Source organism: Xanthobacter pollutisoli (genome assembly GCF_040044995.1).
Taxonomy (GTDB): domain Bacteria; phylum Pseudomonadota; class Alphaproteobacteria; order Rhizobiales; family Xanthobacteraceae; genus Xanthobacter.
In genome coordinates this window covers 1-7,807 of sequence record NZ_JBDZDP010000049.1, presented here as the reverse complement: position 1 = coordinate 7,807, position 7,807 = coordinate 1, and the positions used below count along the sequence as shown (strand labels likewise).

Annotated in this window: 4 protein-coding genes and 4 pseudogenes; 6 read left to right on the top strand and 2 right to left on the bottom strand. The window is 62.4% G+C overall.

The window, feature by feature from the left end; translation table 11 throughout:
* Positions 1 to 175 precede the first annotated feature (175 nt).
* The 5 genes and pseudogenes from ABLE93_RS26490 to sseA all read left to right on the top strand — a co-directional run bounded on the left by ABLE93_RS26490 (position 176) and on the right by sseA (position 5,948).
* A complete protein-coding gene (locus ABLE93_RS26490; protein WP_348842659.1) occupies positions 176 to 1,045 on the top strand; it encodes an autotransporter outer membrane beta-barrel domain-containing protein in 870 nt (289 codons plus the stop codon).
* Positions 1,046 to 1,413: 368 nt separating this feature from the next.
* Positions 1,414 to 2,442, top strand: a complete 1,029-nt coding sequence (locus ABLE93_RS26485) for a cysteine synthase A (RefSeq protein WP_510183096.1) — start codon at positions 1,414 to 1,416, stop codon at positions 2,440 to 2,442.
* Positions 2,443 to 2,719: 277 nt separating this feature from the next.
* A pseudogene (locus tag ABLE93_RS26480) lies at positions 2,720 to 3,788 on the top strand (IS3 family transposase).
* 112 nt (positions 3,789 to 3,900) lie between these two features.
* Positions 3,901 to 4,773: an IS110 family RNA-guided transposase gene (locus ABLE93_RS26475; RefSeq protein ID WP_348842658.1), complete on the top strand. Its 873-nt coding sequence runs from the start codon at positions 3,901 to 3,903 to the stop codon at positions 4,771 to 4,773.
* A gap of 317 nt (positions 4,774 to 5,090) precedes the next feature.
* Positions 5,091 to 5,948 carry a 3-mercaptopyruvate sulfurtransferase gene (gene sseA, locus ABLE93_RS26470; protein WP_348842657.1) on the top strand — a complete coding sequence of 286 codons (858 nt, stop codon included), beginning with the start codon at positions 5,091 to 5,093 and terminating at the stop codon, positions 5,946 to 5,948.
* A 108-nt stretch (positions 5,949 to 6,056) separates the two neighbouring features.
* Here sseA and ABLE93_RS26465 read toward each other — a convergent pair.
* Both ABLE93_RS26465 and istB read right to left on the bottom strand, forming a co-directional pair.
* A pseudogene (locus ABLE93_RS26465) lies at positions 6,057 to 6,448 on the bottom strand (NAD-dependent epimerase/dehydratase family protein); the annotation flags it as partial.
* Positions 6,449 to 6,636: 188 nt separating this feature from the next.
* Positions 6,637 to 7,140 (bottom strand): annotated as a pseudogene (istB, locus tag ABLE93_RS26460) (IS21-like element helper ATPase IstB); the annotation flags it as partial.
* 54 nt (positions 7,141 to 7,194) lie between these two features.
* Between istB and ABLE93_RS26455 the strand changes: the two are divergent.
* A pseudogene (locus ABLE93_RS26455) lies at positions 7,195 to 7,679 on the top strand (transposase); the annotation flags it as partial.
* Positions 7,680 to 7,807 lie beyond the last annotated feature (128 nt).

The following is a 7,807-nucleotide window of genomic DNA, read 5'->3' as shown; positions in this document are numbered from 1 at the left end:
TACACCATGGGGACCTCCCGGCGCTGGGTTCAGGCCCCGATCGTCCTCTTCGCCGCGGAACGCCGCAAACGGCTCAAGAGATCAGGACCGAATACCCCATCTCTTCTGAAAAACGGCTGCGCTTCATCTCCTGGTCCTCAAGTCGGGCCAGAACGAACTTCAAGCTGGATTAGACATGAGGGGCAACGTCACCGGCACGCTCCTGCAGCAGGGAGACTGCGCCTGGGCCCGCGTCGATGCAGGCTACACCTCGTTCAGCCCGGGCGATTACACCGGCTTCGACGTCAACCAGACGGCCTATCGCATGGGCGTGCAGAAGGAAGTCGCGACCGGCTGGTTCCTCGGCGCCGCCGCCTCCTACGGGCTCGACTGGTTCTCCAACGAGTTCGGCTATTCCTCGACACAAGGCCAGGAAGTGGGCATCTCGGCCTCGCTCAAGCGCGAGCTGGGTCCGTGGCTGCTCTCCGGCGCCGCCCATTTCGGCTACGGCTGGTATGACGCGAGCCGCCAGACCGTGATCGGGACCTCGACCTATCTGTCGGATTCGTCCTACGAGACCTACACGTTCGCCGGCCGCCTCCGGGCGGAATACCACCTGCCGTTCCAGAACTGGTACCTGAAGCCCTACGGCCAGATGGACGTGATCTACACCTCGGTGCCCGGCTTCAGCGAAGGCGGCCATCTCAGCCCCTACGACCTGGCGGTGGCCCAGAACGACAACTTCACCGTGGCCCTCGGCCCGCACCTGGAGATCGGGGCGCGCTACGACCTGCCGGACGGCTCAGTGCTGCGTCCTTATGGCGCCATCGGCGCGACCTGGTACTCCAACAACACCTGGGATGTGACCGCAGCCCTGCTGAACGCGCCGGTGGGCGCGGGTAGCTTCAGCACGGTCGTCGCGCTGCCCGACTGGCTGGCCGACGTGACGCTCGGCGTGCAGTGGAGCGCCAAGGACAACATCGACCTCAGGCTGAGCTACGAAGGAGTCGCGGGCAACGATTTCATCTCGCACGCCGGGTCTCTGCGCTTCTCGGTCCGGTTCTGAGGAACGGCACGGACTGGGAAGCGATCACGGTCCCGGATGACCAAGGTCGGCGGCTTTGCCCGACGCGGCAGCCACTTTTTTGGCCACCGCGTCCACAAAATCGATAATATAGGTACGACCGACAGTGCTGGCCCTGCGGCGGAATTGCGCGCGCTTGCCTCTCCTTCCCCAGGGCAGGCGGGGCAGACGCGTGGCGGTGTTTGTGGCGGTGTTTATTGCGCTCACGATTTTGGTGGAATACTGGACCTCATGGCCTCCCCATTAGACCCTTGTCCCCGCTCATTCCTTCGATCACTGCCGTGCCGACCGGCTCGCGCGGGCGGTGTTCGCTAAGCCTGATTAACCTTGGTTGAATGGTTGCACGCATCATGATCCGTAACGGCCTCATCGACTCCATCGGCAACACCCCCCTCATCCGCCTGAAGCGCGCCTCCGAGGCGACCGGCTGCGATATTCTCGGCAAGGCGGAGTTCCTGAACCCCGGCCAGTCGGTGAAGGACCGCGCCGCGCTCGGCATCATCAAGGACGCGGTGGCCCGCGGCGAGCTGAAGCCCGGCGGCGTCATCGTCGAGGGCACCGCCGGCAACACCGGCATCGGCCTCGCTTTGGTGGCCGCGCCCCTCGGCTTCCGCACCGTGATCGTGATTCCCGATACCCAGTCCCAGGAAAAGAAGGACATGCTGCGGCTAGCCGGCGCCACGCTGGTAGAGGTGCCGGCGGTGGCCTACTCCAACCCGAACAATTACGTGAAGGTCTCCGGCCGCCTTGCCGAGGCGCTCGCCAAGACCGAGCCCAACGGCGCCATCTGGGCCAACCAGTTCGACAATGTGGCCAATCGCCAGGCCCATATCGAGACCACCGGCCCGGAAATCTACGAGCAGACTGATGGCAAGGTGGACGGGTTCATCTGCGCAGTGGGCACCGGCGGCACGCTGGCCGGCATCGGCATCGCGCTGAAGGAACGCAACAAGGCCATTCAGATCGGCCTCGCCGATCCCATGGGCGCGGCGCTCTATTCCTATTACACCACGGGCGAGCTGAAGGCCGAGGGCTCCTCCATCACCGAGGGCATCGGACAGGGGCGGATCACCGCCAACCTCGTCGATGCGCCGGTGGACGCCGCCTTCCAGATCCCCGACGAGGAGGCTCTGCCGGTGGTGTTCGACCTTCTGGAGCACGAGGGCCTGTGCCTCGGCGGCTCCTCCGGCATCAACGTCGCGGGCGCCATTCGGCTGGCAAAGCAGATGGGTCCGGGCCACACCATCGTGACCATCCTCTGCGACTATGGCACCCGCTATCAGTCGAAGCTGTTCAACCCCGAGTTCCTGCGCTCCAAGAACCTGCCGGTGCCGGCGTGGCTGGAGCGCAAGACCGAGGTGCCGAACGTCCTTGTCTGAGCGCTTGACGTGCGGTCCGTTCTGGCTGGGGAAATCGCCCCGTCCGAAGCCACGCGAGGTTTTCATGAGCACACGCCGGGAGATATACTGTTGGGACGAACTACGGAGCGTCGACCAACCTGTGTGAACTGATGGGGTGGATGCCTGACGTTGCCCCTGCTGCCTAATCCAGTTTGAAGTTCGTTCTGGCCCAGCGTGACGTGCCCCCCGTTTTTTAGGCCAATCTGAGCTGGAGTTTTCCACTTATGATCCCCGGCTCGGGGACGAGGAGAGTTCCATGAAGGCGTCGAAGTTCACAGAGGCGCAGATCGCGTTCGTGCTGAAGCAGGCGGAAGACGGGACACCGGTGGCGGAGGTGTGCCGGAAGGCCGGGATTTCGGACGCGACGTTCTACAACTGGCGCAAGAAATACGCCGGCCTCATGCCCTCGGAGATGCGGCGGCTGCGCCAGCTCGAGGATGAGAACGCGAAGCTGAAGCGGATCGTGGCGGACCTGTCGCTCGACAAGGCGATGTTGCAGGACGTGCTGTCAATAAAGCTCTGAGGCCTGCGCGCAAGCGCGAGCTTGTGGACAGGCTGCGCGAAGACTGGAAGGTATCGGCCAGGCGTGCCTGTGCCACCCTGGCGGTCGATCGGGCGCTCTATGCCTACAAGTCGAAGCGGGGCACGCAGGCCGAGCTGAACCAGCGGATCAAGGAGATCTGCGAGACGCGCGTGCGCTATGGCTATCGCCGCGTGCACATCCTGTTGCGGCGAGAGGGCTGGGCGGTCAATCCGAAGCGGATTTATCGCCTTTACAAGGACTTGGGCCTTCAGTTGCGGAACAAGGTGCCGAAGCGCCGTGTGAAGGCCAAGCTGCGGGCCGACCGTCGTCCGGCGACGCGGACGATCAGCTCGCCACGGGCCGGAAGATCCGGGTTCTGACCATCGTCGACACCTTCACACGGTTCTCGCCGGCGGTGGATCCACGGTTCAGCTATCGGGGCGAGGATGTCGTGCTGACGCTCGAACGGATCTGCCGGAGCATGGGCTATCCGCAGAGCATCCGGGTGGATCAGGGATCGGAGTTCGTCAGTCGGAATCTCGACCTGTGGGCGTATCAGAAAGGTGTGGTGCTCGACTTCTCGCGGCCTGGCAAGCCGACGGACAACGGCTTCATCGAGTCGTTCAACGGCAAGCTCCGGGCGGAGTGCCTGAACACGCACTGGTTCATGAGCCTTGACGACGCGCGGGCGAAAATGGAGGCTTGGCGTAGAGACTATAACGAGGTTCGGCCGCACAGCGCGATCGGCAACAAGCCGCCGATAGCGCTCATGAATGGCTCTCCGGCATCCCCGCCGGTATGAGCCCTAACCCCGGAATTTTCCAGCTCCGGATGGCCTAGAAACGGGGAGCGCTTCAATAAGTGGAAAATTCCAGCTCAGATCGGCCTAAAAAACGGGGGGCACGTCAGTCCCCATGGTGTACGTTGGCCTTGATGTCTCTCTGAACTCCGTAGCCGTCTGTGTCATCGACCGGGAAGGTCAAATCCTGAAGGAGGCGAGCGTGGCGTCGGAGGCGTCCGCCATCTCGCAATGTCTCCAGCCCTGGCGGGATCGGATTGCGAAGATTGGGCTTGAGGCTGGGCCGATGTCGGAATGGCTGAGTGCGGGCTTGGCGGAGCTTGGTTTTCCCGCCATCAGTCTGAAGGCGCGGCAGGTGAAGGCGGCGTTGTCGGCAATGCCCGTCAAGACCGATCGGAACGACGCGCGCGGCATTGCCCAGGTGGTCAGGGCTGGCTGGTACAAGGTCGTGCACGTGAAGAGCATCGGCAGCCAGCATGCCCGAACGCTGGTGGCGGCACGCAAGCATCTGATCCGCTCCATCGCCGCGTCAGAGCAGACACTTCGTGGATTGCTCCGTCCCTTCGGCTTGAAGGTCGGCATCGTGTCGCGTACCGGATTTGCCTCCCGTGTCCGAGATCTGGTTGAAAACAACGCCATCCTAGCTGAGTTGATGGCTCCCCTATTGGCAGCTCGGAACGCACTGATGCAGGAGTACCAGCGCCTTCACCGCCTGGTCGTCCAGGCTGTCCGGAATGATCCGGTCTGCCGCCTGTTGCCGACCAGGCCCGGGATCGGGCCGGTTTCCGCTCTGACATTCAGAGCAACGATCAATGCGCCCGAGCGTTTCGCCCGCTCCCGGTCCGTCGGGGCTTATCTCGGGCTCACACCTCGGCGGTATCAATCGGGCGAGATCGATCGGACCGGACGGATCACCAAAGTGGGCGACGGGGAGACACGAACTGCGCTGTTCGAACCACGGACAACGTTCTTCCGCTGCGATAAATAAAGACTAGATTTTATTAAGATATATGGATTATTTTGGCATGGACACAGAAGGCGAAAAAAATAATATTAATGATACTATATATCGACTAATTATAATTATATTCGTATTTAAAATTTTTTTATATGATAAATTTACTTTTGATTTTAATTTTAGTTGTTCTATTATAAATATTCAACTCAGAGCAGCGTCCGCACTGCGTCTTTTGGTTTTATGCGCTCCGCACGGGATTAGGAAAATGACCGTCCTGCGAACAAAGCCTTGACGTTTTCCGGTGTTCGTTCTGCTCAAAATTCGTCCACCCGCATGGTGAGAATTTAATGACGTCACTACCGCTTAATGTATCCGAGAGCCTATTCGTCTCCACCACATGGCTCGCTGCCAACCTCGGCGCGCCGGACCTCGTGGTCGTGGATGCCTCCTGGCACATGCCCAACTCGGGCCGGAGCGGAGCCAAGGAATTCCTCGCTGAACATATTCCCGGCGCGGTGCATTTCGACATCGACGCCATCGCCGATCACTCCACGCCCCTGCCCCACATGCTACCGGACGCGCACAGCTTCGCCGTCGCCATTGGGGCGCTGGGGATCGGCGACGGGCTCAAGATCGTGGTCTATGATTCCCTCGGCCTGTTTTCGGCACCACGGGTGTGGTGGACGTTCCGAACCTTCGGCGCACGAGACGTGAAGCTGCTCGACGGAGGGCTTCCCAAATGGAAGGCCGAGGAGCGGCCGCTTGAGGACGGCCCGGCGCGCCGCCTGCCGGCGAGCTTCACCCCGCGCTTCGACCATTCCCTCGTCGCCGATATCAAGCGGGTGGACCAGGCGCTCAAGACCGGTGCGGCGCAGGTGCTCGATGCCCGGCAAGAAGCCAGATTCCGAGGCGAGGCGCCGGAACCTAGAGAGGGCCTGCCTTCCGGTCACATGCCGGGCAGCCTCAACCTGCCCCACGGCCGCATCGTCCAGAACGGAGGCTTGCTGCCGCCCGACGCACTTCGCAAGGCGATCGATACCTCCGGCCTAGACCTGTCGCAGCCTGTCATCACCTCCTGCGGATCAGGCGTCTCTGCCGCCATCCTGTGGGTGGCGCTCGAGATGATCGGCAAGCGGCCGCTCGCCCTCTATGACGGCTCCTGGACCGAATGGGGTTCGAGCGGCAGGGAAATCGCTGTCGGCTGATGGGCCAACAATCCAGGGGCTAAAGGTTCAACTTCCGGGAGGCGAGAAAACACGACGTCCCCGGAATGCCGATCCACCGTCTGGCGGCAGCGGCAGTACGCTGCGGCCTTAAGCGGACGCAGCCTCCGGCGATTGCACCTTCCGACGCGCGAGCCGTCGCTCCCACTCAAGGGCATGCCGCACGATGATGGACAGGTCGTCGAAATAGGGCTTCCAGCCCAATTCCGAGCGGATGCGATCCGCGCCGGCCACGAGGGCGGCGGGGTCGCCCGCACGTCGCGGCGAAATCTTCACCGGAAAGTCCACCCCGGACACCTGCTTGACCACCTCTACCACTTCCAGCACCGAGTAACCGCGGCCGCAGCCGCAATTCAGGGTCAGGCTTCCTCCCCCGCCCGCAGTCGGTCGAACGCCGCCACGTGTGCGCGGGCGAGATCGGTGACGTGGATGTAGTCCCTGATGCAGGTGCCGTCGGGTGTGGGATAGTCAGTGCCGAAGACCTAGGAGCGATCGACATTCAGCGGAGCCAGATCATTGTGAGGTGGTCCCGCATTGGCGGACAGATTGGCGGCTTCGCTAAGCTTGGTTCTGGTGTGTGTCACGCCGCCATGTTGATGCTGTTGATTTCCGTCGAGAAGTGACCCTGGATTTCCACTGAGAAGTGACCCGGGTCGATGGTGGTCTGGGGTCAGGTTGCGGTCAAGTTTCGCGGCTTCTCCCTGGTGGGTTTGGGTGGCTTTGCCGAGCTGCTCTTGAAGCGGAAGCTGTCATTGCCGGTCTCGAGGATATGGCAGTGATGGGTGAGCCGGTCGAGCAGGGCCGTGGTCATCTTGGCGTCGCCGAAGACGGTGGCCCATTCGGAGAAGCTGAGATTGGTGGTGATGACCACGCTGGTGCGCTCATAGAGCTTGCTCAGCAGGTGGAACAGCAAGGCGCCGCCCGAGGTGCTGAACGGCAGGTAGCCGAGCTCATCGAGGATGACGAGGTCGGCGTGGACGAGGCGGCCGGCGATCTGACCGGCCTTTCCCTGGGCCTTCTCCTGTTCGAGGGCGTTGACGAGCTCGACGGTGGAGAAGAAGCGGACCCGCCTGTGATGATGCTCGACGGCGTGGACGCCGAGAGCCGTGGCGATGTGGGTCTTGCCGGTACCGGGACCGCCGACCAGGACGACGTTGTGCGCGTTGACGTTGCCCCTCATGTCTAATCCAGCTTGAAGTTCGTTCTGGCCCGACTTGAGGACCAGGACATGAAGCGCAGGCGTTTTTCAGAAGAGCAGATTATCGGGATCCTGAAGGAGCATGAGGCCGGGATCCCGGTGGCTGAGCTGTGCCGCAGGCACGGGGTCAGCGACGCCAGCATCTACAAGTGGAAGGCGCGGTTCGGGGGCATGGAGGTGTCCGAGGCCAAGCGGCTGCGGTCGCTGGAAGATGAGAACGCCAAGCTGAAACGCATGCTGGCCGATGCCATGCTCGACAATGTGGCGCTGAAGGATCTCCTGGGAAAGAAATGGTGACGCCCGCTGCCGAGCGCAAAGCTGTCGCGCATCTGGTGGCCCATCACGGGATGAGCGAACGGCGGGCGTGTAAAGCCACCGGCTTCTGCCGCATGACCATGAGGTACAAGACGACGCGGGTGGACGACACGGCCCTGCGCGAGCGCATGAAAGCCATCGCCCATGAGCGACGGCGCTTCGGCTATCGGCGTTTGCACGTTCTGCTCGGGCGGGAAGGCTGTATTCATCCGGCGAGGGCCGCGGCAGACCTACTTCGTTGTGCTGCGGTGGATTTCGATGAGGTTGCAGAGGCTTTCGATGCCGAACTGTGAGAAGGCCATGGTTCCATCCGGGTGCTCCGGATCGT

Excerpts from the sequence above, each read along its gene's own strand:
- ABLE93_RS26490 (WP_348842659.1), top strand. The coding sequence starts at position 176 with ATGAGGGGCAACGTCACCGGCACGCTCCTGCAGCAGGGAGACTGCGCC.
- ABLE93_RS26485 (WP_510183096.1), top strand. The coding sequence starts at position 1,414 with ATGATCCGTAACGGCCTCATCGACTCCATCGGCAACACCCCCCTCATC.
- ABLE93_RS26475 (WP_348842658.1), top strand. The coding sequence starts at position 3,901 with ATGGTGTACGTTGGCCTTGATGTCTCTCTGAACTCCGTAGCCGTCTGT.
- sseA (WP_348842657.1), top strand. The coding sequence starts at position 5,091 with ATGACGTCACTACCGCTTAATGTATCCGAGAGCCTATTCGTCTCCACC.